The 24,064-nt window shown below is 35.2% G+C and carries 26 protein-coding genes; 24 read left to right on the top strand and 2 right to left on the bottom strand.

Going from position 1 to position 24,064, the window contains the following annotated elements:
• The first annotated feature begins 194 nt into the window (after positions 1–194).
• The 5 genes from NBE98_RS10710 (at position 195) to NBE98_RS10690 (ending at position 4,169) form a co-directional block, all read left to right on the top strand.
• On the top strand, positions 195–536 hold the full coding sequence (locus tag NBE98_RS10710; protein ID WP_250814934.1) for an RDD family protein: 342 nt from the start codon (positions 195–197) through the stop codon (positions 534–536).
• Positions 537–700: 164 nt separating this feature from the next.
• On the top strand, positions 701–1,300 hold the full coding sequence (locus tag NBE98_RS10705; protein ID WP_250814933.1) for a hypothetical protein: 600 nt from the start codon (positions 701–703) through the stop codon (positions 1,298–1,300).
• A 119-nt stretch (positions 1,301–1,419) separates the two neighbouring features.
• On the top strand, positions 1,420–2,688 hold the full coding sequence (locus NBE98_RS10700; RefSeq protein ID WP_250814932.1) for an ArsB/NhaD family transporter: 1,269 nt from the start codon (positions 1,420–1,422) through the stop codon (positions 2,686–2,688).
• A 253-nt stretch (positions 2,689–2,941) separates the two neighbouring features.
• Positions 2,942–3,859: an aldo/keto reductase gene (locus tag NBE98_RS10695; RefSeq protein WP_250814931.1), complete on the top strand. Its 918-nt coding sequence runs from the start codon at positions 2,942–2,944 to the stop codon at positions 3,857–3,859.
• 169 nt (positions 3,860–4,028) lie between these two features.
• Entirely contained in the window at positions 4,029–4,169 is a 141-nt protein-coding gene (locus tag NBE98_RS10690; RefSeq protein WP_250814930.1) for a hypothetical protein, read from the top strand.
• A gap of 119 nt (positions 4,170–4,288) precedes the next feature.
• Here the strand turns inward: NBE98_RS10690 and NBE98_RS10685 are convergent, their stop codons facing one another.
• A complete protein-coding gene (locus tag NBE98_RS10685; RefSeq protein ID WP_250817545.1) occupies positions 4,289–4,801 on the bottom strand; it encodes a metallophosphoesterase family protein in 513 nt (170 codons plus the stop codon).
• Between the two features lie 190 nt (positions 4,802–4,991).
• Here NBE98_RS10685 and NBE98_RS10680 point away from each other — a divergent pair, with 190 nt between their 5' ends.
• From NBE98_RS10680 to holA, 3 genes are read left to right on the top strand one after another with little or no spacing between them, the layout of a single operon-like run.
• Positions 4,992–5,306: a hypothetical protein gene (locus NBE98_RS10680; RefSeq protein ID WP_250814929.1), complete on the top strand. Its 315-nt coding sequence runs from the start codon at positions 4,992–4,994 to the stop codon at positions 5,304–5,306.
• Positions 5,293–7,068, top strand: a complete 1,776-nt coding sequence (locus NBE98_RS10675; RefSeq protein ID WP_250814928.1) for a ComEC/Rec2 family competence protein — start codon at positions 5,293–5,295, stop codon at positions 7,066–7,068. The genes NBE98_RS10680 and NBE98_RS10675 overlap by 14 nt, the downstream gene beginning before the upstream one ends.
• An 18-nt stretch (positions 7,069–7,086) precedes the next feature.
• Positions 7,087–8,109 carry a DNA polymerase III subunit delta gene (gene holA / locus NBE98_RS10670; RefSeq protein ID WP_250814927.1) on the top strand — a complete coding sequence of 341 codons (1,023 nt, stop codon included), beginning with the start codon at positions 7,087–7,089 and terminating at the stop codon, positions 8,107–8,109.
• A gap of 124 nt (positions 8,110–8,233) precedes the next feature.
• Here holA and rpsT read toward each other — a convergent pair whose 3' ends face one another.
• Positions 8,234–8,500 carry a 30S ribosomal protein S20 gene (rpsT, locus tag NBE98_RS10665; RefSeq protein ID WP_250814926.1) on the bottom strand — a complete coding sequence of 89 codons (267 nt, stop codon included), beginning with the start codon at positions 8,498–8,500 and terminating at the stop codon, positions 8,234–8,236.
• A 266-nt stretch (positions 8,501–8,766) separates the two neighbouring features.
• Between rpsT and gpr the strand changes: the two genes are divergently transcribed.
• The 16 genes from gpr to yqfD all read left to right on the top strand — a co-directional run bounded on the left by gpr (position 8,767) and on the right by yqfD (position 24,047).
• A complete protein-coding gene (gene gpr, locus NBE98_RS10660; protein ID WP_250814925.1) occupies positions 8,767–9,741 on the top strand; it encodes a GPR endopeptidase in 975 nt (324 codons plus the stop codon).
• A gap of 72 nt (positions 9,742–9,813) precedes the next feature.
• A complete protein-coding gene (locus NBE98_RS10655) occupies positions 9,814–10,044 on the top strand; it encodes a hypothetical protein (protein ID WP_250814924.1) in 231 nt (76 codons plus the stop codon).
• Between the two features lie 72 nt (positions 10,045–10,116).
• Entirely contained in the window at positions 10,117–11,922 is a 1,806-nt protein-coding gene (lepA, locus tag NBE98_RS10650) for a translation elongation factor 4 (protein WP_250814923.1), read from the top strand.
• A 91-nt stretch (positions 11,923–12,013) separates the two neighbouring features.
• Complete coding sequence (gene hemW / locus NBE98_RS10645) at positions 12,014–13,138, top strand: radical SAM family heme chaperone HemW (RefSeq protein WP_250814922.1); 1,125 nt, start codon at positions 12,014–12,016, stop codon at positions 13,136–13,138.
• Between the two features lie 186 nt (positions 13,139–13,324).
• Positions 13,325–14,362: a heat-inducible transcriptional repressor HrcA gene (gene hrcA, locus NBE98_RS10640; protein WP_250814921.1), complete on the top strand. Its 1,038-nt coding sequence runs from the start codon at positions 13,325–13,327 to the stop codon at positions 14,360–14,362.
• A gap of 61 nt (positions 14,363–14,423) precedes the next feature.
• Positions 14,424–15,005 (top strand): nucleotide exchange factor GrpE, encoded by a 582-nt coding sequence (grpE, locus tag NBE98_RS10635; protein WP_432432665.1) that lies wholly within the window; start codon positions 14,424–14,426, stop codon positions 15,003–15,005.
• Between the two features lie 46 nt (positions 15,006–15,051).
• Positions 15,052–16,902 carry a molecular chaperone DnaK gene (gene dnaK, locus NBE98_RS10630; RefSeq protein WP_250814920.1) on the top strand — a complete coding sequence of 617 codons (1,851 nt, stop codon included), beginning with the start codon at positions 15,052–15,054 and terminating at the stop codon, positions 16,900–16,902.
• 174 nt (positions 16,903–17,076) lie between these two features.
• Complete coding sequence (gene dnaJ / locus NBE98_RS10625; RefSeq protein WP_250814919.1) at positions 17,077–18,207, top strand: molecular chaperone DnaJ; 1,131 nt, start codon at positions 17,077–17,079, stop codon at positions 18,205–18,207.
• 145 nt (positions 18,208–18,352) lie between these two features.
• Positions 18,353–19,291 (top strand): 50S ribosomal protein L11 methyltransferase, encoded by a 939-nt coding sequence (gene prmA / locus NBE98_RS10620; protein WP_250814918.1) that lies wholly within the window; start codon positions 18,353–18,355, stop codon positions 19,289–19,291.
• A gap of 13 nt (positions 19,292–19,304) precedes the next feature.
• Complete coding sequence (locus NBE98_RS10615; protein ID WP_250814917.1) at positions 19,305–20,066, top strand: 16S rRNA (uracil(1498)-N(3))-methyltransferase; 762 nt, start codon at positions 19,305–19,307, stop codon at positions 20,064–20,066.
• Entirely contained in the window at positions 20,066–21,367 is a 1,302-nt protein-coding gene (gene mtaB, locus NBE98_RS10610; protein WP_250814916.1) for a tRNA (N(6)-L-threonylcarbamoyladenosine(37)-C(2))-methylthiotransferase MtaB, read from the top strand. Before NBE98_RS10615 ends, mtaB begins: the two co-directional genes overlap by 1 nt.
• Positions 21,368–21,398: 31 nt before the next feature.
• The gene (locus tag NBE98_RS10605) at positions 21,399–21,743 is read left to right on the top strand and encodes a histidine triad nucleotide-binding protein (protein WP_250814915.1); all 345 of its coding nucleotides are present in this window, start codon (positions 21,399–21,401) and stop codon (positions 21,741–21,743) included.
• Between the two features lie 132 nt (positions 21,744–21,875).
• Positions 21,876–22,052, top strand: a complete 177-nt coding sequence (gene rpsU, locus NBE98_RS10600) for a 30S ribosomal protein S21 (RefSeq protein WP_021657240.1) — start codon at positions 21,876–21,878, stop codon at positions 22,050–22,052.
• A 25-nt stretch (positions 22,053–22,077) separates the two neighbouring features.
• Positions 22,078–22,524: a GatB/YqeY domain-containing protein gene (locus tag NBE98_RS10595; RefSeq protein WP_250814914.1), complete on the top strand. Its 447-nt coding sequence runs from the start codon at positions 22,078–22,080 to the stop codon at positions 22,522–22,524.
• A 115-nt stretch (positions 22,525–22,639) separates the two neighbouring features.
• A complete protein-coding gene (gene yqfC, locus NBE98_RS10590; protein WP_250814913.1) occupies positions 22,640–22,924 on the top strand; it encodes a sporulation protein YqfC in 285 nt (94 codons plus the stop codon).
• A complete protein-coding gene (gene yqfD, locus NBE98_RS10585) occupies positions 22,908–24,047 on the top strand; it encodes a sporulation protein YqfD (RefSeq protein ID WP_250814912.1) in 1,140 nt (379 codons plus the stop codon). Before yqfC ends, yqfD begins: the two co-directional genes overlap by 17 nt.
• Positions 24,048–24,064: the final 17 nt, after the last annotated feature.

Genomic DNA, 24,064 nt, shown 5'->3' with positions numbered 1-24,064 from the left:
AAATGTATAAATTTACATATTTCCTTTGAGAGTGAAGAAAAGGATTTTTATTACTAGGAGGTATTATCTATGCAGTACCAACTGATGCTGCTTTTGTGATTTATTATTTAATGTTTACATAAAGGGAATATTATAGCATAATAGATTATGTATAATTAAAGTGATAACTATGGATGGGAAACAGGAGGATAAAAATGTCTGAGAACAATATTGAACAAAAGGAAACTGCAGAAGAGCAGATTACAAGCGAAGAAGCTGTTGAAGTGAGTGTAAATGAAGAAGTAGTTGAGACTGAAGCTAAGGACTCATTTGCAAAAAGACTTGGTGCTGTTATTGTAGACCAAGCTGTGATTGGAGTAATATCAGTGGCGCTGCTTTTCATATTTGATGCAATATTAAAGGCTGCAGGCTATGCTGTAGCTCAAAAAGGAAGTATGCTTTTAATATTCTTTATTGCTACTTCCATACTTTATACTAGCATTGTAGAAACAGCTAAGAGTGGAAAAACAATTGGAAAGCAAATGATGGGTTTATAGGATTTTGAAAGGCCGTTTAGTTTGAAAGCTAAAGGGCCTTTTTAGTTGCCTAATTATAGAATAGTAAATATGTTAAAGGTATATAATGTTTATGTATATAGCGCAAAATGAAGAAATATAATTTATTATTGCAGCATATTATTCTAGGTTTAGGGGGAACTATAATGATTTTCAAAACCAAAGAGCAAAAATATATAAATATCGAAAACAGAGATGTGGTTGAGATAAATGTAGATGTGAAAAATATTGAGGATTTGTTTAAAAATAACGAGAGTATAGCCTCCATTGAGGAAAGACTGGGAAAAGCAATAGAAGACTATCTGTTTAAATCTATAAAGTGCTATCCGCTAGGTCAAAGGGTAAGGCTTCTTATTATTATTAAAGAAAATCAAAAGTTATTTAAGGAGCAAGATATTGCTGAGATAATTCACAGCCACTTTTGCTATAAGGTTAAGGAAACTGAAATATTTTTAAAGCAGCAGTTTAGGCAGTGGAGTATCAATTTCATTATAGGAATTCTTTTTTTGGTGCTTTGTCTTATTGTAAGCGAAATACTTGAGAAGTTCAGCTATATAGGAATCATTAAAATAATAAAGGAAAGCCTTTTAATAATAGGATGGGTAGCTCTGTGGGAGCCTGTAACCTTTATCTTGTTTGGGTGGAGAATTATAAAAAAAGATAAGCTGTATTATAAAAAATTATGCGATATACCAATTGAGGTAATAGAAAGGAAATTCATAAGGCAGGCATATATAGGAAAGTAAGTTGCATAAGTAGTTACATTTTATTAAATATTCCTAATTGTAAGAATTGGGGCTACATGGTAGAATTAACTTTGTAAAGCTTATCAATTCAAATGCCTAATAAGAAAGGAAGAACCATAATGAAACTTATAGCAATTGTACTCTTCATTTTAACTTATGTACTGCTCCTTGTATTTCCTAAAATCAGAGCCTACATCGCACTGGCTTCAGCTTCAGCTTTTGTGATTCTAGGCATATTGCCTATTGGAAAGGTATTCTCTACAGTAGATTGGAATGTTATTTTAATGATTGCAGGAACAATGGGGGTTGTTTCTCTGTTCATTGAATCAAAAATGCCTGCACTGCTTGCAGATCTTATAATTGCAAAGACTCCCAATATAAAATGGGCTGTTATTTCCTTATCTCTTTTTGCGGGTATTATTTCTGCTTTTGTGGATAATGTTGCAACTGTTCTAATGGTCGCTCCAGTTGCTTTAACCATAGCTAAGAAACTTAAAATATCACCTGTGCCAAGCATAATAGCAATAGCTGTTGCTTCTAATCTTCAAGGTGCTGCTACTTTAGTAGGAGATACAACTTCAATCCTCTTAGGTGGATATGCAAAGCTTGATTTTCTAGATTTCTTCTTTTTCAAAGGCAGGATAGGCATATTCTGGGTTGTGCAAGCTGGTGCATTAGCTTCTACTTTAGTGTTAATGTATATATTCAGAAAGGACAAGCAGTTGGTAGATTCTAAAGATAGAACTGTAGTTAAAAACTATTTTCCTACTGTTCTACTTGTAGGTATGGTTGTTCTTTTGATACTAGCGTCTTTCTTGCCAAATAAGCCAAGCATAATAAACGGAGTTATTTGTGTATCTCTACTTATAATTGGACTTATAGAAAACTATATAAGAACAAAGGATATAGGAATTTTTTCATATACACTTAAGGAAATAGACTATTTTACAATTTTATTATTAGCTGGATTATTTATTGTTGTAGGTGGAATAACTGAAGCTGGTGTTGTTGAGGATATAAGCCAGCTTTTTGTTAAAGTAAGCAAGGATAATATTTTCCTTATCTATACTCTTATAGTTTGGGCATCGGTATTGTTCTCAGCCTTTATTGACAACATTCCTTATGTAGCAACTATGCTTCCTGTAGCTTCAGGTATTGCAAGCATTCTAAATATAGATCCATATATCTTGTATTTTGGTCTGCTTACAGGAGCAACTCTAGGAGGTAATTTAACTCCTATAGGGGCCTCAGCAAATATTACAGCTCTTGGAATATTAAGAAAAGATGGACATGAAGTAAGCGCAGGAACTTTTATGAAAATAGGAATCCCATTCACTCTGGCAGCTGTAACTACAGGCTACATATTGATATGGCTTATATGGAAATAATATAAATGGTTATTTTAAGATAGCAGTGAATTACCGCAAGGCTAGAGGGAGAAATTTCACCCTCTACTCTTACTGTTGTTGATGCTGTCTTAAGGTAAATAGATAATATTAATATTTAAGGAGTCGTAATTTACGACTCCTTAAATATTGCAGTTATATGACTTCCAGGTATAGACATGAACAAGCAATATGGTATAAAGTGTATATTATAATAAAATTAACTACATAAAATAAGTTTTAAGAGGTGGTAGCAATGAAAAAAATAAATATTGGTAATAGTACATTAAACGCTTCCCAGATTTCACTTGGCTGCATGAGAATAGCAAACATGCCTATTAAGGAAGTGGCTAAGCTTATAGACACTGCTTTGGAAAACGGCATAGATTTTTTTGATCATGCAGATATTTATGGCGGGGGAAAGTCTGAAGAGGTTTTTGCTGAAGCTGTTAATATGAATCCTAGTGTTAGAGAAAAATTCATCATACAAACAAAGTGTGGAATTAGAAAGGGATTTTTTGATTTTTCCAAGGAGCATATTTTAAATTCAGTTGATGGAAGTCTTAGAAGACTAAAAACTGATTACATAGATGTACTTCTTTTGCATCGCCCAGACACACTTATGGAGCCGGAGGAAGTTGCTGAGGCTTTTGATATTCTTCATAAAAGCGGAAAGGTTAGACACTTTGGAGTAAGCAATCAAAATCCAATGCAGATGGAGCTTTTAAACAAATATCTAAAACACAAAATAATAATAAACCAGCTTCAGTTCAGCATAATGCATACTGGAATGATTGATGCTGGTCTTAATGTAAATATGAAAATAGAGCCTTCAATAAATAGAGATGGAAGCGTGCTTGAATACTGCAGGCTTAAGGATATAACAATACAAGCTTGGTCTCCTTTCCAATATGGCTTCTTTGAAGGACCGTTTTTAGATAATGAGAAATTCCCAGAGCTTAATGCAAAAATAAATGAAATAGCAAGTGCTAAGGGTGTTATTAACACAGCTATAGCTGTAGCATGGATATTAAGACATCCGGCTAAAATTCAAACTATTGCAGGAACTACAAACAGCAGTCGTTTGAGAGATATATGCAAGGTCTCAGAAATAAGCCTTACAAGAGAAGAATGGTACGAAATCTATAGAGCGGCTGGAAACAAACTTCCATAATGTCGAAAAAAACTAGCCTCTTTCAATGCGAACGAGTGTTTACTTTTTGAAATTATAGCAGTATAATAAATATACGAACAAGCGTTCAATATTGTATTTTAGCTATAATTTTTTACATACAGAGTACACATTTGATGTAGCCAATGAACTAAAAAGGGGATAGGTAAATATGACAAAAGGTTTAGTAATGAACACTGAAGAACTAAAAATACTGGCTGCTTTTTTTAGAAAGCAAGGTATTTCACCAACCATTAAGGAACTATGCAGCAGGACTCTGTATTTCAATCATTTTAGTAAAAAAGCATCATAAAATAAAGCCGGCGCAAATATATAAAATAGGCTTAAGACTTCTTTCGGGGTCATGAGCCTAGGAAGATATTTTATGTATTTGCGCGGTGATTTTAGTATAAAGTTTTTCCTAACATAATGCTATAGTTTACTAAAAAGCTTGATTTGAGCACTTATACACTCTTTTTCAAGCTCAAGAACTATAACTGAATACCAGCGTTCCTTTCTTTTGCTTGTGGCAGAGCCGGGATTAATCATAAGAATTTTATTTACTGTCTTTATGATTGGTATATGACTGTGTCCGAATATTATTACATCAACCTTGTCTTCTTTAAACAGGTTGTATGCCTTATCTATTGTGGTCTTGCCTTCTACTTCGTTATGACCGTGGCATATGCCTATTTTATAGCCGTTAACTTTTAAAATTTCCTTTTCCTTTATCATTTCTCTTACTTCAGCTCCATCGTTGTTTCCCCACACACCAGCAAATTTTTTCCGGCTTTTTATAAGTTCAATGACCTTTGGGTTCTTAAAGTCTCCTGCATGTATAATCATGGCTACATCTTTTAAATACTTTTTTATAAGCTCATCTATTTTATAAATGTCCTTTGATATATGAGTGTCTGATACTATTCCAATCTTTATTTTGCCCACCTCCAAAATAAGTCTCTATATATAAGGTATTCTAAATAGAAGCTTAATGACCTATGCAAATGTTAATATTATTTATTATTCTCTTAGTTTAAACTAATTCCTTTTGGATAAAATAAAGATGAAAATAAAAGTTCAGAAAACTTAACATTAAAATTGTTAGGTTGAAAACAGCAATGCAGGAGGGTCAAATATGATCGAAAACATGGTTGAAACTGATATTATTGGTACTAACACTGTCTATTTAAGCATACCTGAGGAAGACTATTTTTTTAGCTATGATAGTGTTACTGTTGATGCTGCTGAAGAGATTACTAGAAATTATTTTTTGATGAGAGGAAGAGAAGGAAGACCTACTGTAAAGGACATAAGCTTTGATGAACCACTGCACAGAGTTAAAATTACTCTTGAGGTTGAACAGGATTACGAAACCGACAAGAAGGGTTATGCAGTTCCTACCCATTTGAACATAACTAGAAACAATGAAGTGAACCATGATCCCGAATAAACCCATAGTCTTTTATGCTGTCAGTTTCTATATTTCATGTATAAGCTATGTAGTTTTTGACAGCAACAGTTTATTAGGTGCAGTAACAGCTGCATCTTTTTTAATTATAATCCTTCTTACAGTAGATAAAAGATTTTCTGTAATCATTGGAGGCTTTTTCATAGCTGGTGTAGTTGCAATTCATGCTTATTACAGCTTTGCTGTTATGGATAAGCTTGAAACCATTAGAATAAGCAAAATAAAGGATTATTATTCTGTGGGAAGTGCAAAGGGAAGAAATATAATAATCAAAGGAAATCTGGAGGGCTTGGAGGAGGGGGACAAAGTACTTGCTAAGGGCAAGTTTGAAAAGCAGACAGACTACAATAGGGGGACTATTGGAAGTTTTTATGTAGAGGATTTTAGGCTTTATAAGCCTGATATGGTTTCAAGACTTCAGACAGTAAAGAGAAATGCCTATGAGAAATTTGAAGAGCACTTAGGCAAAGAAAAAGCTGCTTTAGTAATGTCTATGTGCTTTGGGGAAACTGCCTACCTTTCAGAGGAACAGAAGTATGATTTTCAGGAATTGGGTGTGGTACATGCAATAAGCGTATCAGGCTTTCACATGGCTGTTATATATAAAATTTTAGAAGGAGTAATGGGCCTTTGGCCATCTATACTTGTTTCTTTATTATATATGATTTTTACAGGAGCTCAGTCTGCTACCTTGAGAGCATTTTTAATGATTTTAACCTTAAAGCTTTCTAAAAAGTTTTTTAGAAACTACGACAGCTTATCGGCATTAAGCACCTCTGCACTAATAATTTTAGTATTCAGGCCTTACTATGTGCTGGATGTAGGTTTTATACTTTCATATCTTGCAACCTTAGGAATAATACTGTACTACAATAAAATAAGGAGAGCTTTGTTTAAGCTTCCTAAAATTATTAATGAAAGCTTAAGCTTAACTCTAAGCGCTCAGACTTTTTCAATGGCTTATTCAGGCATGGTTTTTAACAACATAAGCTTTGGCTTTTTACTTGGAAACATAGTTCTTCTACCTATGTATACAGTCTTAGTTGCAGCAGGAAACATGGCCTTACTTCTGCTTAAAACAAATTATATTTTTGGTTTAGTGTGCAGAGGTATAAATTTTATAAGCACTGCTATAGAGGGTGCTTCCTATTTGCTTTTAAAGCTTGTTCCACCTGTTGCAGATATATCCTATTTAAGCAGTCTTGCTCTTCTAATTATAATAGCTTGCTTTATTTTATCTAAAAAGGGCTTTGAAAAGTGTAAATTTGTACCTATTTTTGTGTTAGGCATAGTAATGCTTGAAAATTATAATTTTTTTCCTAGAATTGATTACCTTAATTTAGCAGGTAAAGATGGTATAATACTAAGCTACAAGGATGAAAGAGTGCTGGTTCATAATTTAAACGAGCCTATAAGCGAAAAGGATAAATTAAAGTTTAGCAAGGTTATTGAAAATACAGGCGGAGAGTTTGTAATAAGGCTTGGAAAAAACTATAGCGTGAAGCTAATAAATTCAAAAGGTTATAATAGTAAATCCGTTGATTTAGAGGTTGTTGGGCATAATAGAAAAACTGTTTTAACCAGAAATACAGAGAATTTTATGGATATGGATTTGAAAAAATATGATATAATAAAAATGCCCAAGCAGGAGTATTATCCTTTCAAGGGCAAACTTACAAATAAAATTCCTAAGGATAGCTACACTGTAGTTTTTACTAAGGTTTATGCCTTACATAAGGATTAAAAGCAAGGGGGAGCCCAGTTGATAGAATATATTGAACTTGAAGAAAAAATTAAAAGCTCTAAATTTGATAATTGCTATGTATTCTGCGGTGCAGATGAAGCTTTGATGAAGGAAAAGGTGAAGGCTATTCACGGCAAGGTGCTTCAGGGAGCTTTTGCAGATTTAAATTATATGCAGTTTGACGGTCTCACCGCCGACATGGAGGCTGTAGTAAATGCCTGTGAAACTATACCTTTTATGGATGAGAAAAAGGTGGTTGTGGTATTTAGAGCAACCTTTTTAGGTGAGGGAGAGGACAGAGATTCGGCAAAGAAGTATGCAGCTGTTTCAAAGTATATTGAAAACCCTGCAAGCCACTGCATTTTTATAATGTATCATGTATTTGAAAATGATAGAGAAAAGCCAAGCAGCAAAATAAAAAAGCTTGAGAAAAAGGCTTGCGTAGTTAAATTTGACAAGCTAAAAGGATTTAATCTTGAAAAAAAGGTAAAATCCATGTTTGAGGAAAAGGGAAAAAACATAGGAAAGATTGAACTAAAGCTTTTTTGCGACAATCTTGAAAACAATATGCACATAGTTCAAAATGAAGTTGAAAAGCTATGTACCTATGCCTACGACAGAGAAATAACCAAAGAAGACATACTGCTTATGCTTCCTCAAAAAAGCGACAACGACATTTTTAATTTAGTAGACACCATATCTCAAAAGAAGGTGGAAAAGGCTATAGATATTCTAAATGAGCTTATCTTCAAAGGAGAGAAGGTACCATATATTCTATATATGGTAGAAAGACAGTTCAACCTTATACTTCAGCTTAAATACGGTCTTGAAGAAGGCAAGAACAAGGATGCCTTGGCAAAAGAACTCAAGCTTAACCCATATATCTGCGAGAAAATGATAGCCCAAAGCAGAAAATTTACCATGAAAGGCATAAAAAAAGCCGTTCAGTACTGTCTAAACACCGAAGAAGCCCTAAAAAGCTCTTCAGTAAACAGCAAAACAGAAATGGAGCTATTAATATTAAATACAATAACTGCATAAAATATAAGCTAGGTTTGAAACAGTGATAATATTCCTAGGTATCATAGAACCTGAGTTGCTTAACGCTCTTATTAAATATATCAACAAAAAAATAAAAAACCGGTTTTTATAACCGGTTTATTTATTATGCGTTTAGCGCATTTAATTTTACAGCAAGTCTTGACTTCTTTCTTGAAGCCATATTCTTGTGGATAACTCCTTTAGAAGCAGCCATATCAAGTTGCTTAACAACGTTAACGTATGCTACTTTAGCTTCTTCAGCGTTTTTGCCTGCAAGAGCAGCTTCAAACTTCTTTATTGTAGTCTTAAGTGATGACTTTATCATTTTGTTTCTAAGAGTCTTTACTAGTGTAACTTTTATTCTCTTTTGTGCTGACTTTATGTTTGCCATGGTTTTTCACCCCCTTATAATATTATAGGGTCTCAGCAGTTTGGGGAAATCTGCGTTCGAGTTCTATATTAACAAAGGTTATTATAGCACTAATTTTTAGGCACTTCAAGTAGAATTTGCAAAAATAGTGCTAATAGTAGACTATTTTGCATTTATTACCTTAAAAATAATAGCTATTTATATTATAACTCAAATCCTGTCTGTATAGTATGTGCTTTAGTGGAAAAACTATTTTCAAAGAACTGATAAAGGAGTGAAATGCTCTAATGAGAAATGTAAGAACTGACTTAGCTATAGAAGCAAAGGAAATATATCAAAAAGAGAGCAACGGTAAAATTCAAGGAGTAAAGGTTGAAGAATATGAAGAAGGAGACGTTAGAATCTCCAAGGTCAGAATTACTGACGAGGTTGCAGAAAGGGCGATGGGCAAACCTATAGGCACTTATGTAACCATAGATATTCCACAGGTTACACACTACGATGGAGATACTATGGACGAAGTAAGCGAGGCCATGGCAAAGGTTTTAACGCCTATGGTAAAGCTTCAAAAAAGCATGACTGCATTAGTAGTAGGGCTTGGAAACTCAAATATTACCCCAGATGCTTTAGGACCAAAGGTTATCTCAAAGCTTATGATAACAAGGCATTTAAAGGAGCTTGTTCCTGACAGCATAGATGAAGATATAAGGCCTGTAGCTGGAATATCTCCAGGAGTTCTTGGAACAACAGGTATTGAAACTGGAGAAATAATTAAAGGCGTAGTGGAAAAAATTAAACCTAATCTTATAATATGTATAGATGCTCTTGCTTCAAGAAAAATGGAAAGAGTTAACAGAACAATACAAATAGGAGATACAGGAATATCTCCAGGTTCAGGAGTAGGCAACAGAAGAATGGAGATAAGCGAAAAAACCTTGGGCATTCCTGTAATAGCTATAGGAGTTCCGACTGTTGTAGATGCTGCAACTATGGCAAATGATACTATTGACTTGGCTATAGATGAAATGGTTAAGCAGGCTACAAGAGGTGGAGACTTCTACAATATGCTTAAGTCCATAGACAAAAGTGAAAAGCAGAGGATGATTGAGGAAATCTTAAATCCATATATAGGGAACCTGATGGTAACTCCAAAGGAAGTGGATTTAGTTGTTGATTCTTTGTCTAAGGTAATAGCAAATGGTATTAACATAGCTCTTCAGCCAGCTCTAGGACTTGAAGATATAAACAGGTATATGAACTAACATAGAATATATGGTAATAATTGAATAAAAAACATAAAAAAGTACATCCTTAAAATGAGGAGGTGCTTTTTTATGCGTAGAAAACTAGGTCACTTAACAATATTTATACTGTTTTTGGCTATCTTAGCCTGCGGTTTTGTTAAGGTCGCCAATGAGATAACCCCATACGTAAAGGAAAAGTCTGCCGTTAAGGTTTACTATACATCTAAACCCTTTGATGTTACTATAGACATAGGAAATTATATTATTTATATTAACGATAAGTTTTTTTCAAATTTAAAGAATTTTATTAAGGAATTATAGTATTTATTGACAGGTTATGAGATTGTTGTGGTATAATCTATTCTGATTTATTATATATCGGGGGTAAAAGTTATGCAGACGGATAGGCAAAAACATATAAGAAATTTTTCAATTATTGCACACATAGATCACGGAAAGTCTACTCTTGCCGACAGATTACTTGAAAGAACAGGAACTTTAACCCAAAGAGAGATGGAAGAGCAAGTTCTTGACAACATGGAGCTTGAAAGAGAAAGAGGAATAACTATAAAAGCACAGGCTGCAAGACTTGTGTATAAGAGAGAAAATGGCGAGGAATACATTCTTAATCTTATAGATACTCCAGGACACGTAGATTTTAATTATGAGGTTTCAAGAAGCTTGGCTGCCTGTGAGGGTGCTATACTTGTTGTGGATGCAACTCAGGGTATTCAGGCTCAGACTTTGGCTAACTGTTACCTGGCAGTAGACCACAATCTTGATATTGTACCTGTAATAAATAAAATAGACCTTGCAAGTGCAAGACCTGATGAAGTAAAGCAGGAAATTGAGGACGTTATAGGAATAGAAGCTCATGAAGCGCCTATGATATCAGCAAAGTCAGGCTTAAACATTCAGGATGTATTAGAAGCTGTAGTAGAGAAGGTTCCTGCACCAGAGGGAGATGAAGAAGCTCCTTTAAAAGCACTGATTTTTGACTCCTATTATGATTCCTATAAGGGTGTTGTTTGCCATATAAGAGTTATGGAAGGTACAGTGAAGGCTGGAACTAGGATTAAGCTTATGATAAGCGGCAAGGCTTATGAAGCTACAGAGGTAGGGGTGTTTGTTCCTCAGATGATTCCTATTAATGAGCTTAGAGCTGGAGATGTTGGATATTTGGCAGCTTCAATAAAAAATGTAAGGGATGCTAGAGTTGGAGATACCATAACAGAGGCAGACAGACCTGCAGCAGAAGCTCTAGAAGGCTACAGACCAGCAGTACCTATGGTATTCAGCGGTATTTATCCAGTAGACGGTGCGGATTACGTAGAGCTTAGAGAAGCTCTTGAAAAGCTTCAGCTTAATGATGCTGCTCTTAATTTTGAGCCTGAAACCTCTATAGCCTTAGGTTTTGGTTTTAGATGCGGCTTCTTGGGACTCCTACACATGGAAGTTATCCAGGAAAGAATTGAGAGAGAATTTAATTTAGACATAATTACAACCGCTCCATCTGTTATATATAAAATAACAGGTACAGATGGGGAAACAATTGAGCTTACAAATCCTACAAACATGCCTGAGCCTTCAAAGATAGATTATATGGAGGAGCCTATTGTTAAGGCTTCCATAATAACTCCTACAGATTATGTTGGAGCTGTAATGGAGCTTTGTCAAAACAGAAGAGGCGTGTTTAAGGATATGCAGTACATGGAGGCTACTAGAGCAGTACTTCATTACGAGATACCATTAAATGAAATAATCTATGATTTCTTTGATGCGCTTAAATCAAAAACAAGAGGTTATGCTTCACTGGATTACGAGTTAATAGGTTACCAAAGAAGCAAGCTTGTTAAGCTGGATATTCTTCTAAATGGAGACATAGTAGATGCTTTGTCTATGATTGTTCCTGAAGAAAGAGCTTATTCAAAGGGAAGAAACATGGCTGAAAAGCTTAAGGAAATAATACCAAGACAGCAGTTTGAAATTCCTATACAGGCTGCTATTGGGGCTAAGGTTATAGCAAGAGAAACTGTTAAAGCGCTTAGAAAAGACGTTCTTGCAAAGTGCTACGGTGGAGATATTTCAAGAAAGAAGAAGCTTCTTGAAAAGCAGAAGGAAGGAAAGAAGAGAATGAGACAGGTTGGTTCCGTGGAAGTTCCACAGGAGGCTTTCATGTCAGTATTAAAGGTTGACTAGTAAATTGTTTAATTCTTAACTTTTTAACTTCTTAAATTTTAAAATTGTTAACTTTTTATATTTTTAAATTTTTAATTGTGAGGAAAACAGTATGGATAAAAATACAGCACTATATATACATATACCCTTTTGCAAAAGAAAGTGCGCCTACTGTGATTTCCCATCCTTTGCAGGCAAGGAAAGCCTGATGCTGGACTATACAAAAGCTTTGTGCGAGGAAATAGATTATAGAGTGGACAAAAAAATAGACACTATATTTATAGGTGGGGGAACTCCCACCTATTTGTCTTTAGAGGCACTAAAGCTTTTGAAAAACTCTATGGATAAACTTGATAAATCTAAAGATTTGGAGTTTACTGCAGAAGGCAATCCAGAGAGCTTCAGCATAGAAAAGCTTCAGCTTTTTAAAGAGATGGGAGTAAACAGATTGAGCATTGGTCTTCAAGCCTCTCAGGATACTCTACTTAAGGCTTTAGACAGGGTACATAATTTAGAGCAGTTTCTTAAAGCTTATAATTCTGCAAGGGAATTGGGTTTTAAAAACATAAATGTAGATTTAATGTTTGGGCTTCCAAACCAAACAGTGGAGCAGTGGAAGGAAACTTTAGAAAAGGTAGCTGACCTAGGAGTGGAGCACATATCCTGCTACAGTCTTATAATTGAAGAGGGAACACCATTTTATAAAATGAATTCAAAGGGAAAGCTTTTGCTGCCTGAAGAGGAAAGCGAAAGGCAGATGTATGAGTATGCAATTGAATTTTTAAAAAGCAAAGGTTATGAGCAGTATGAAATTTCGAACTTTGCTAAAAAAGGCTTAGAGTGCAGACATAATATGATTTATTGGAATTTGGAAGACTATTATGGCTGCGGTTCAGGAGCAAGCTCTTATCTAAACAGTATAAGGTATAGAAATACTGACAGTATAGAAAAATATATTTATATGATGGAAGAAAAGAATAATGCTTGTATAGAAGAACATAAAAATTCCACAGAAGATGATATGGAAGAGTTTATGTTCATGGGGCTTAGAAAGCTTAAAGGTATAAGTGAAAAAGAATTTGAAGAAAGATTTAGTGTACCAATAGAGTATATATACAATAAAGTTATCAATAAATTTACAAACAATAAATTACTGATAAGAGAAAAGGGAAGATTGTACTTGTCTAAGGAAGGCATACAGCTTTCAAATCAGGTTATGTGTGAATTTATATTGTAAGAGCGAGTAATGAAGAGAAAATCAGAGTAAACACAATCTAAAAAAATATATTGAGCTAATAGGATTTATTTATAGGCTATATGCTAAATTGACAAAAAACAATCATAATGGTATGTTTTAATCATGATGATTAGCACTCATCGATGGTGAGTGCTAACAACGTCAAAGTAGCGATGGGAGGATAGTATGGATATGGATGAAAGAAAAATAAGAATACTTCAGGCAATCATCAATGATTATATAAATACTGCTGAGCCTGTAGGGTCCAGAACCATAGCTAAGAAGTACAATCTTGGTATCAGCTCGGCTACTATAAGAAATGAAATGGCTGATTTAGAAGAAATGGGATACCTTGAACATCTACATACTTCTTCTGGAAGAAAACCTTCCGACAAAGGCTACAGACTCTATGTTGATAAGCTTATGCAGCTGCCTCAGCTTACTTTGGAAGAAGAAAACCTGATAAAGGGACAGCTTTTAAATGCTGCACTTTTTGAGGTGGATAAAATAGTAAAGCAGGCTACTCAGCTTTTATCAGAGCTTACGAAGCTGACCTGCATAGTTAAAACTCCTTCTGAGAGCTTCAGCTATATTAAGTCAATTCAGCTTTTAAATGTTGACAGCAGCAATGTTTTGGCTGTTATCATTACGGACACCGGTTTTATAAAAAACACTATAATAAGAGTGAAAAAACCTGTAAGTACTGATATGCTTGTTAAGCTTTCCAATATATTGAATGCAAGACTTAATAATCTTACTGTGGAAGAGATTAATCTTTCGGTAATTAACAGTCTTAAGAATGATTTAGCTAACCACGAAGAAATATTCGATGCTATAATACCAGCTCTTTATGAGAGTTTAAGCACTCCGCAAAGCTCAGAGGTTTACCTTGAAGGAACAACAAATATCTTCAATTATCCTGAGTATAACGATATCGAAAAGGCAAGAGAGTTTCTTTACCTCTTAAACAATAAAGAAAGTGTTAGAGGCTTACTTGCTAATACTAATAACATTTCAATAAGCATTGGCGGAGAGAATGATATTAAGGGTGCTAAGGATTTAAGTATTGTTTCAGGTGTGTATAGTATAGGCGGCAGACCTTTAGGAGCTATAGGGGTTATAGGCCCAACTAGAATTCCTTATTCCAAGGTAGTTTCAGTACTAACTAAGATTGTTAAGGAAATTAACGACTCGCTTAATCAAGCCTACCTAGATGATAGATAAGCTATGTTTACAATTAGCTTTTATATAACCAAGGATTTACATTTGAAGGGAGAATAAAGGCATGGAGATGAATAAGGAAAATAACAGAGAAGAAACTCTAGAGGATGCAGAAATACTAGAGGATCAAGAGTTTGAAGGTATTGATAAAGAGCAGATAGCTTCTTTGGAGGGGCTTTTGGAAGAACTTCAAGCTTCAAACAAAAAGCTTCAGGAAGAAAAAGCTAAGTTTGAAAATGAAGCTGATGCTTATAAGGATAAGCTTTTAAGGTTAAATGCAGAATATGACAATTACAGAAAAAGAACTGCAAAAGAAAAAGAAGGAATATATACAGATGCCTGCGAGGATGTTCTTAAGCATATGCTGCCTGTTTTAGATAATCTAGAGAGAGCAGCAGTTGTTAATGGAAGTGCAGAGGACATTAAAAAAGGTATTGAAATGACAATAAGACAGTTTAAAGATAGCCTTGAAAAGCTTCTTGTTGAAGAAATACCTACAGAAGGCTTTGACCCTAATTTGCATAATGCAGTAATGCACGTTGAGGACCCAAACTTTGGTGAAAAAGCTGTAGTTGAGGTTTTCCAAAAGGGTTATAAAAGAGGAGACAAAGTACTTAGACACAGCATGGTAAAAGTTGCTAATTAACAATTATAGTATAGAAAGATTGTATTGATTTTAAGGAGGAATAAAAATGGCTAAAGTAATAGGTATTGACTTAGGTACAACAAATTCATGTGTTGCGGTAATGGAAGGTGGAGAACCGGTTGTTATCCCTAACGCAGAAGGAGCAAGAACTACTCCATCAGTAGTATCCTTCCAGGCAAATGGAGAAAGATTAGTAGGTCAGGTTGCAAAAAGACAAGCGATTACTAACCCAGACAAGACAATAATATCAATAAAGAGACATATGGGAACTAACCATAAGGTTACTATAGATGGTAAGGATCATACTCCACAAGAAATATCAGCAATGGTTCTTATGAAGATTAAGGCTGATGCTGAAGCTTATCTAGGAGAAAAGGTTACTCAAGCAGTTATAACTGTTCCTGCATATTTTAATGACAGCCAAAGACAAGCAACTAAGGATGCTGGTAAAATAGCTGGTCTTGAAGTATTAAGAATAATAAACGAGCCAACTGCTGCATCACTAGCTTATGGTCTTGACAAGCAAGACGAAAGCCACAAAATATTCGTTTATGACTTAGGTGGAGGTACTTTCGACGTATCAATACTTGAGCTTGGAGACGGAGTGTTTGAAGTTAAGGCTACAAACGGAAACACTAAGCTAGGTGGAGACGACTTTGACGAAAGAATAATGAACCATATAGCTGATACCTTTAAAAGAGAAAATGGAATAGATTTAAGAAATGACAAGATGGCATTACAAAGATTAAAGGAAGCTGCTGAAAAAGCTAAGATAGAGTTATCAGCATCACTTCAAACAAACATCAATCTTCCATTTATAACAGCTGATGCAACAGGTCCAAAGCACATAGACATGACTCTTACAAGAGCTAAATTCAATGAACTTACACATGATTTAGTTGAAGCTACAATAGAGCCAATGAGAAAGGCGCTTAACGATGCTGGTCTTTCTTTAAGCGAAATCGACAAAATTATATTAGTTGGTGGTTCAACAAGAATACCTGCTGTTCAAGAAGCTGTTAAGAACTTTACAGGAAAAGAGCCTTCAAAGGGAGTTAACCCAGATGAGTGCGTTGCTGTAGGTGCTGCTATCCAAGCTGGTGTTTTAACTGGAGAAGTTAAGGACGTTCTTTTACTTGACGTATCACCATTAACACTTGGAATTGAAACAATGGGAGGAATAGCTACTCCATTAATACAAAGAAATACAACTATACCAACAAGAAAGAGCCAAATATTCTCAACTGCTGCTGATGGCCAGACTTCCGTTGAGATAAACATTGTTCAAGGTGAAAGACAAATGGCTGCAGACAACAAGTCACTTGGAAGATTTACTCTTTCAGGAATAGCTCCAGCTCCAAGAGGAATTCCTCAAATAGAAGTTACCTTTGATATAGATGCTAACGGTATAGTTAACGTTACTGCTAAGGATAAGGGAACTGGAAAAGAAGCCAACATTACAATTACTGCTTCAACTAACTTAAGTGATGACGAAATTGATAAGGCAGTTAAGGAAGCTGAAAAGTATGCTGAAGAAGACAAGAAGAGAAAAGAAGCTATCGAAGTTAAGAACAACGCAGACCAAATAGTTTACCAAACTGAGAAGACTTTAAAAGAGCTTGGTGACAAGGTTTCTGCTGAAGACAAGGCTAAGATTGAAGATAAACTTAAGGCTGTTAACGAAGTTAAGGATGGAACTGACATAGAAGCTATAAAGAAGGCTACTGAGGAATTAACTCAAGAGTTCTATGCAATTTCTTCAAAGCTTTATCAGCAAGCTGGCGGACCAGAAGGTGCTGGGTTTGATCCAAACAACATGGGCGGTGCAAATGCAGGCCAAGGTCCTCAAGATGACAATGTTGTTGATGCAGATTTTAAAGTAGAAGATGACAAATAATAATATTTCTGTATAATATATAAGGGATGGGTAAATTGCCCCTCCCTTAATTTAAGTTCGATGAACTATTTATTATGTATCAAGTTTTAAAGCAAGGCAGCTATTAGGATTTCGAATTCACATTCATTCTAATATCATTTGCTGGTTAAAATTATGTAGGTGGTGAGGCAAGGGATGGCGAAAAAAGATTATTATGAAGTGCTTGGATTACAAAAAGGCGCAAGCGATGATGATATAAAGAAAGCATTTAGAAAATTAGCTATAAAGTATCACCCTGACAAGAATCAAGGTGATAAGGAAGCTGAAGAAAAGTTTAAGGAAATAAATGAAGCCTATCAAGTTTTATCTGACCCTGAAAAGAAAGTAAATTATGATCAGTATGGAACAGCTGATTTTAATGGAGGCGGCTTTGGAGGCGGAGGCTTCGACTTCAATGATATGGGCGGCTTTGGAGATATATTTGAGAGCTTCTTTGGTGGCGGCTTCTCTTCAGGAAGAAGGAGAAACGGACCTGAAAGAGGCGCGGATATTGAATACAATTTAAGCTTAACCTTTGAAGAAGCTGTTTTTGGAGTTGAAAAGGAGATTTCTGTAACGAAGCAAGAGCGCTGCGAAACCTGCTCTGGTAGCGGAGCTAAGCCTGGGACACATCCAAAGACTTGTGACAAATGCGGTGGCTCAGGACAGGTAAGAGTTCAAAGAAATACTCCTCTTGGAAGCTTTGTAAGCGTAAATACCTGTGACAAGTGTGGTGGAAAAGGAAAGCTTGTTTCAGACCCATGTCCAACCTGCAGAGGAACAGGCAAGGAAAGAAAGAATAGAAAGATTAAAATAAACGTTCCTGCTGGTGTAGATACTGGAAATGTAATTCCTTTAAGAGGACACGGTGAGCACGGTGCTAATGGAGGGCCTCCAGGAGATTTATACGTAAATATAAAGGTTGCAGCTCATCCTCAGTTTAAGAGAAAAGGCTTTGATATATATATTGACAGGCATATTAGCTTTGCAAAAGCAACTCTTGGCTGTGAACTTAAAGTTCCTACTGTGGATGGTGAAGTTAAGTATGATGTGCCAGCTGGTACACAGCCGGGTACAGTATTCAGACTTAAGGGTAAAGGTGTTCCAAGAGTAAACAGTTCAGGCAGAGGAGATCAGTATGTTAATATCATAGTTGATGTGCCAAAGAGTCTTAATGAAAAGCAAAAGGAAGCCTTAAAAATGTTCATGGAAGCCAGCGGTGAAAGTAATCATGGCGAGGATGGCAAAAAATCCTTTATGAACAAGATAAAAGATAGTTTTAAATAAGCTCTAAACTTCGTTTTGCTCAGGAAGTAAAACGAAGTTTTTTAATGTTTTTAAATATGTAAGTTTACTAAATGTATTGTTTTGGTATAATAAATAAAGAAAATATAATAATGAAAAGCAAAAGTTAATGGAAGGATTGAAATTAATGAACGGAAAATGGATTGAAGTTAAGATAGTTACAACTAGTGAAGCAGTAGAGCCTATATCAGGAATTTATTACGGACTTGATGTTAAAGGCGTTGCAATAGAGGACCCTAGAGATATATTAGAAAGAGAGCAGGGCCCCCTAAGCTGGGATTTTGCTGATATAAACATATTTGAATACGGTAAGGATGCTGCTGTAGTAAAGGGCTATTTTAGCCTGGAAGAAAATATAGATGAGGTTCAAAAATACATAGAAGAAAAAATTCAAGATTTAAGAGATATGGGGATAGAGGTTGGTGAAGGAAAAGTTGTTATTACGCAGGTTCACGAAGAAGACTGGGCTAACAACTGGAAGAAATACTATAAGCCGACAAAAATAGGTGGGAAAATTGTTATTAAGCCTATATGGGAAGAATATGAGGCTATGAAAGAGGATATTATAGTTGAGATGGATCCAGGCATGGCCTTTGGAACTGGAACACATGAAACTACAAGAATGTGCATAGAAGCCTTAGAAAAGTATGTAAGCCCGGATAGCACTGTTTTTGACATCGGAACTGGCTCAGGAATATTAGCTATTACAGCAGCCAAGCTTGGAGCAAATCATGTTGTTGGAGTAGACTTAGACCCTGTAGCTGTAGACTCTGCAAAAAGCAATGTAGGCTTTAACAAGCTTGATAATATTGAAATACTTCACGGAAACCTAATGGATGTTGTAGAAGGAAAGGCAAATATAGTTGTAGCTAATATTATTGCTGAAGTAATTATATTCCTTACTGATGACGTTAAAAGCTTCCTTAAGCCAAATGGTTACTTTATTACCTCAGGAATTATTAAAGATAGAAGAGAGGATGTTATAAACAAGCTTATTTCTTCTGGATTTAAAATTATTGAGGATAACACTCTTGGCGAGTGGTGCTGCATAGTGGCTGCTATTTAAGGAGAGAAATCATATGCATAAGTTTTTTGTTCAAAAACAAAATTTTTCTGATGATAGAGCTTTTATAGAAGGCGATGATGTTAAGCATATATATAAGGTGCTAAGGCTTGAAGCTGGGGAAAACGTAAGCATAAACGATTGTCAGGGCAAGGAATACCTTGGTAAAATAGAAGACGTAAATAAGATTAAGGTTACAGTAAAGCTTCTTGAAGAGCTTCCAGTTAATAATGAAAGTCCTGTAAATATATTTTTATATCAAGGACTTCCAAAGTCAAGCAAGATGGATTTGATTGTTCAAAAAGCTACAGAGCTTGGAGTTAAAGAAATAACTCCTGTAATTACCGAAAGAGTAGTGGTAAAGTCAGAGCTTGGAGAGTTTAAAAAGGTTGACAGATGGAATAGAATAGCTTTAGAAGCCTGCAAGCAGTGCAAGAGAACTTTAATACCAAGCATAAATACTCCGATTGAATTTGAAGAGCTTATGAGTAAATTACAGTCTATGAATTTAATTGTAGTACCCTATGAAAATGAAACTGGTTTTGGTGTAAAGAATTTAATTAATGAAGTAAAGCATGAAGTTAAAGATATAGCAATTATTATCGGTCCAGAAGGCGGCTTTGAAGAAGACGAGATAGAAAAGCTGAAGGCTTCTGGTGCATACATAGTAACCCTTGGACCTAGAATACTTAGAACAGAAACAGCGGGCTTTGTATGCGCTTCTTTATTGATGTATGAATTAGGAGATATGGGCGGCTTTGGAGGAGGTTTTAGCTAATGAAGGTAGCATTTTCTACTTTAGGCTGCAGAGTTAACCAATATGAGTCTGAGGCTATGACTGAAAAGTTTTTAAGAGAAAACTATGAGGTTGTTTCCTACGACAGCTTTGCAGATGTCTATGTTATAAATACTTGTACGGTTACAAATATGGGAGATAAGAAGTCAAGGCAGATGATTAGTAGGGCAAGAAGGCAAAACCCTGATGCTATTATTGCTGTTGTAGGCTGCTACTCTCAAATAGCTCCTGATGAGGTTTCTCAAATAGCTGGAGTTGATGTGGTTTTAGGAACTAGAAACAAAGGTGATATTATTTACTGGGTTAACAGAGCAAGAGAAGAGAGAGCACAGATGATTGAAGTAAATGATGTGCTTAGAAACAATGTGTTTGAAGAACTCAATATTGAAGAATACCAAACAAAGACAAGAGCTTTTCTTAAAATCCAGGATGGCTGCAACAGATTTTGCTCCTATTGCCTTATTCCTTTTGCAAGGGGTGCGGTGTGCAGCAAGAAGCCTGAAAAGGTAATGGAGGAAGTAAAAGAGTTAGCTAAAAACGGCTTTAAGGAAATAATTTTATCAGGAATCCACACGGCTTCCTATGGCGTTGATTTAGAAGGAAGAATAACTTTGGTTGACCTTCTTGAAGCTATAGATAAAATTGAAGGCATAGAGAGAATTAGAATTGGTTCTATTGACCCTACATTTTTTACTGATGGAGTTATAGATAGAATAGTTAATCTTAAGAAACTTTGCCCTCACTTCCATTTATCTCTTCAAAGCGGGTGTGATGAAACTTTAAAGAGAATGAACAGACACTATAAATCGGGGGATTACAAAGAGGTTGTAGAGGCGTTAAGACAGCATATACCTGATGTTTCTATAACTACAGATATAATAGTTGGCTTTCCTGGTGAAACAGAGGAAGAATTCAATGCGACCTATGAATTTTTAAAGGATATTAAGCTTTCAAAAATGCATATATTTAAATTCAGCCCAAGAAAAGGCACAAGGGCTGCTGAGATGAAGAGTCAAGTAAATGGTGAAGTTAAAGACGATAGAAGTAACAAGCTTATAGCTTTAAGCAGCAAGAATGAAACTGAATTTATGGGAAGATTTCTTGGTAGTGAAATGAAGGTTCTTTACGAGCAGATTCATAATGGAAAAACAAATAGTTTTGAAGGTTATACTCCAAACTATATCAAGGTTGTAAGTGAAGCTTGCAAAGATATAGAAGGAGAAATACTAAATACCAAACTTTTTACTGCAGAGCAGGAATTTATTTTAGGTAAAATAAATTAATCTAATAAGAAATTTATAAGGAGGTGAAACTATGGATAATTGTATTTTTTGCAGCATTATACAAGGGAAAATCCCAAGTCAAAAGGTGTATGAGGATGATCAGATTTTTGCTTTTAAGGATATTAATCCTGAGGCTCCGGTGCATGTTCTTATAATACCTAAAAAGCATATTGCAAGCATAAATGAACTTGATGAGGATAACTCTCAGGTAATTGGGCATATTTATGGTGCAGCTAAAAAAATAGCAAAGGAACTTGGCATAGCAGAAAGTGGCTATAGAGTTGTTGCAAACTGTGGAAGTGATGCTGGTCAGACAGTATTTCATATACATTTTCATCTTTTAGGCGGGAGAAGTTTAAATTGGCCTCCAGGCTAATATAAAACCTTAAAATGAAATTGTTGACAGTTAATTAGTGTATATTGTATAATAGAAAATGTGCTATTTAGCCCATAGATGCTGCATTTAATTTTTATTATTAAATTGTGCTAGCGGAGGGAGGGATAAGATATGTCAGAAATTAGAGTTGGAGAAAACGAATCATTGGATAGTGCGTTAAGAAGATTCAAGAGAAAATGCGCTAGAGCTGGGGTTCTTTCAGAAGTTAGAAAGAGAGAACACTACGAGAAACCAAGTGTTAAGAGAAAGAAGAAATCTGAGGCTGCAAGAAAGAGAAAATTCAAATAGAATTCTTTGAAAGAAGGTACTAGAGATGTCTCTTAAAGAAAGACTGCAAGAAGATTGGAAGCAAGCTTTAAAGGCTAAAGATAAGTTTAGAGCTGATACGATAAGTATGGCTAAAGCTGCTGTTCTTCAGGTTGAAAAGACCGATGGTGTAAAGCTTGAGGACGAACAAGTCATCGAAGTTTTAGCCAGAGAAGTTAAACAGAGACGGGAAGCTATACTGGAATTTGAAAAAGGAAACAGACAGGATTTAGTTGATAAAAACAACACTGAAATAGAAATCTTGTTTGAATACCTTCCTCAGCAGTTAACAGAAGAAGAAATTTTAGTTATGATCCAGGAGGCAGCTGTTGAAGTTGGTGCAAATAGCATTAAGGATATGGGTAGAGTCATGCAGGTATTGGCTCCAAGAATTACAGGTAGAGCCGATGGCAAACTTGTAAGTCAAATGGTAAGAGAGCATTTAAATAAATAGCGAAAGTAACAAAAGGTTCAGGAAACTGAACCTTTTTTATTTTGTCTGCAACTGTCATTTATTAGCTTTACATCACATAAATTAAGTATGAAAGTATTATCTAGAGGTGTAGAGTGTGGAAAGTAAACTGACTAGAACAAAGGAAACTTTAGCTGAAAAATTAGATTTACCAAGGGATGTAATATTGAATATACCTAAGATAACAATAACAGGAAATAATGAGATAATAGTAGAAAATCATAAGGGAGTAATACTCTTTGAAGAAAAGGAAATAAGGATAAATTCTAATGTAGGTCTTATAGCTATATACGGGAGTGGATTTGAAATATTATTCATGGGCGGAAGTACTCTTACGGTAAGCGGAAAGTTTAAGTCGGTGGTGTATGAAGGCAATGAATAGATTTAGCAAATATAAAAGTGGAATTATAACTATAGAAATTCAATCCCATATCCCAGAAAAATTTATAAACCTGCTTTGGAAAAATGGAGTGCAGATAAAGAACATAAGAAAAGAAAGTATTACTACTATGTACATGGATATAAGTCTTAGAGATTACGGAAGCGTTGAAGATATAGCGCATAAGACCAGAACTAAAGTAAAGGTTGTTAGCAGAAAGGGAATTAGCTTCTTCCTAATAAAGATGAGAAGAAGAGCGGCTCTTGTTGGAGGGGGTGCGGTTTTTGCATTTATGCTTTATTATTTGTCAGGCTATGTTTGGAAAATTGATATTCAAACAGAAAGCAATCTTTCACCCTATGAAATAAGACAGCAGCTTACTGCCTTTGGAATAGTGCCAGGAATTAAGAAAAACAAAGTTGATGTCTATAAGCTTCAGGAAAATATGATCAAAAATAATGAAAATGTTATGTATTTTAAGGCTAGAATTGATGGTGCCAGGCTTTATGTAAGCGCTGTTGAAAAGGTTACTCCCCCTAAAGTTGTACAAGAAAATAATCCTGCAAGCTTGGTTGCAAAGAAGGATGGCCAGATAGCAAGGGTGTATACTTCGGCAGGTACTCCTGCAGTAAAAACAGGAGATATAGTTAAAGCGGGACAAGTTCTAGTTAAAGGAGAACAAGGTAAAGAAGGAAGTACATATGTGGTGCATGCAAAAGGAAAGGTTTTTGCAAATACTTTTTACGAAGAGATGAAAATTGTTCCTATTAAAGGGGTAAAAAAAGAAAGAACCGGAAATGAAATTCAAAATATTTATATTAATATACTCGGTAAAAAGCTTTATTTGAAAAATAGTTTAAATAAGTTTAAAAGTTATGATAAAATAGTAGAAAAAGATAGCTTCATAAAAAAAGAAATTTATTATGAAGTGAGGGAGAAAAGCTACGGTCTGGATATTCAAGAGGTAGTTAACGCAGCGTCAAAGGAGCTGTATGATAAAATACTGCAATCCTTAGATAAGGCTGTAGTTGTTAAAGATAAAAAAGTAGAGTCGGAACCTATTGAAGATAATTTGAAGGTTCGAGTTCTCGTAACAGCAGAGGAAGATATTGCGGTTTCAGAATAGCTTCAGCAGAAGCAAGT

The organism is Clostridium swellfunianum (assembly GCF_023656515.1).
Classification (GTDB): Bacteria; Bacillota; Clostridia; order Clostridiales; family Clostridiaceae; genus Clostridium_AT; species Clostridium_AT swellfunianum.
The sequence above is the reverse complement of the archived record's forward strand: the minus strand, read 5'-3'. Positions and strand labels throughout refer to the sequence as shown.